General features: G+C 44.7%; 2 rRNA genes. Both read right to left on the bottom strand.

What is annotated here, in order from left to right:
- Positions 1-187 precede the first annotated feature (187 nt).
- A 16S ribosomal RNA gene (locus H0W44_10715) occupies positions 188-1,714 on the bottom strand.
- Positions 1,715-2,219: 505 nt separating this feature from the next.
- Positions 2,220-2,305: ribosomal RNA gene (rrf, locus tag H0W44_10710) — 5S ribosomal RNA — on the bottom strand; the annotation flags it as partial.

Raw genomic sequence — 2,305 nt, 5'->3', positions numbered from 1 at the left:
ACCCCTACATTATCAGTGTAGTGCTCTAACCAGGCTGAGCTACGGGACTAAACATAGTTTAACCTTTGCCCAAATGATTAGTACATTTACTGAGCTCGTTTTGGGAACTTCATTGTAATTTTATAAATATTGAAGAAAAAGAAATAGCAGAGTAACTCCGGCCTAAACCGGCGCTTCAATTCACTCCAGAAAGGAGGTGTTCCAGCCGCACCTTCCGGTACGGCTACCTTGTTACGACTTAGCCCCAGTCATCGGTTTTACCCTAGGCGACTCCTTGCGGTTATCGACTTCAGGTACCCCCAACTCCCATGGCTTGACGGGCGGTGTGTACAAGGCCCGGGAACGTATTCACCGCGTCATTGCTGATACGCGATTACTAGCGAATCCAGCTTCATGAGGTCGAGTTGCAGACCTCAATCCGAACTGAGATGAGCTTTAGAGATTAGCATCTTGTTACCAAGTAGCTGCCCTTTGTACTCACCATTGTAGCACGTGTGTAGCCCTGGACGTAAGGGCCGTGCTGACTTGACGTCATCCCCACCTTCCTCACCGCTTACGCGGGCAGTTTCACTAGAGTCCTCAGCTTAACCTGTTAGCAACTAATGATAGGGGTTGCGCTCGTTGCGGGACTTAACCCAACACCTCACGGCACGAGCTGACGACAGCCATGCAGCACCTAGTTTCGTGCCCTTGCGGGAAGCACCGTTTCCGGTGCGGTCACTAACTTTCAAGCCCAGGTAAGGTTCCTCGCGTATCATCGAATTAAACCACATGCTCCTCCGCTTGTGCGGGCCCCCGTCAATTCCTTTGAGTTTCAACCTTGCGGTCGTACTCCCCAGGTGGATTACTTATCACTTTCGCTTAGACGCTGACTGTATATCGCCAACATCGAGTAATCATCGTTTACGGCGTGGACTACCAGGGTATCTAATCCTGTTTGATCCCCACGCTTTCGTGCCTCAGCGTCAGTTATAGTTTAGTGAGCTGCCTTCGCAATCGGTGTTCTGTGTCATATCTAAGCATTTCACCGCTACATGACACATTCCGCCCACTTCATCTATACTCAAGATTAGCAGTATCAATGGCAATTCTACAGTTAAGCTGTAGGCTTTCACCACTGACTTACTATTCCGCCTACGCACCCTTTAAACCCAATAAATCCGGATAACGCTTGGATCCTCCGTATTACCGCGGCTGCTGGCACGGAGTTAGCCGATCCTTATTCTTACGGTACCATCAGCCCTCTACACGTAGAGGGGTTTTTTCCCGTATAAAAGCAGTTTACGACCCATAGGGCCTTCATCCTGCACGCGGCATGGCTGGTTCAGACTTGCGTCCATTGACCAATATTCCTTACTGCTGCCTCCCGTAGGAGTCTGGTCCGTATCTCAGTACCAGTGTGGGGGATCATCCTCTCAAACCCCCTAGACATCGTAGCCTTGGTGAGCAGTTACCTCACCAACTAGCTAATGTCGCGCATGCCCATCTTCAACCGCCGGAACTTTAATTATAATAAGATGCCTTATCATAAAATTATGGAGTATTAATCCCGATTTCTCGGAGCTATTCTCCAGTTGAAGGTAGGTTGCATACGTGTTACGCACCCGTGCGCCACTCGTCAGCTCTCTATTGCTAGAGACTGTTACCGTTCGACTTGCATGTATTAAGCCTGCCGCTAGCGTTCATCCTGAGCCAGGATCAAACTCTCCATTGTAAAGTTTGTTTTTATGTTCAAATTTAATTGAACTTTGTGTCTCGGGAATTGTTGCTACTCATGTTTTTGCAAACATAAATATTACCTTGCTATTTCTTAATTTATCTTCAATAAGTCAAAGAACTTTTATTCTTTATTTCTATAAAACTTAACTCATTTGTTAAGCCTTTTTAATACTTTTTTATCTGCCTTAAATATAAACAAAAATATCCTCCGTTTATTTTAAGGGCCGCAAAGATAATTTACTTTTGCGAACTTTCCTAATATTATTTAAAAAAAATGTTTAGTTTCTTTTTTAAACCTTCAATTTACTCGCTTGCAAATCGCTTTTTCAATGCCAACGTTTCTTTTCGGGCTGCAAAGATAATCAATGTTTTTAATCCTGCAATTTATTTTTAGCCTTTTTTTAAATTAATTGAAAGAAATTCAGCTTCAAAGGTGAGTGGATCTATAATGTTGCAATTTTTATAAAAAAGCCCCAACAAAAGCTGGGGCTTTAATAAAAAATTGGCAACGACATACTCTCCCGGGTTTAACCCCAGTACCATCTGCGCTGGTGGGCTTAACTGCTCTGTTCGGAATGGGAAGAGG

This window comes from Gammaproteobacteria bacterium (assembly GCA_013817245.1).
In the GTDB taxonomy this organism is placed as follows: Bacteria; Pseudomonadota; Gammaproteobacteria; order HTCC5015; family HTCC5015; genus JACDDA01.
The sequence above is the reverse complement of the archived record's forward strand: the minus strand, read 5'-3'. Positions and strand labels throughout refer to the sequence as shown.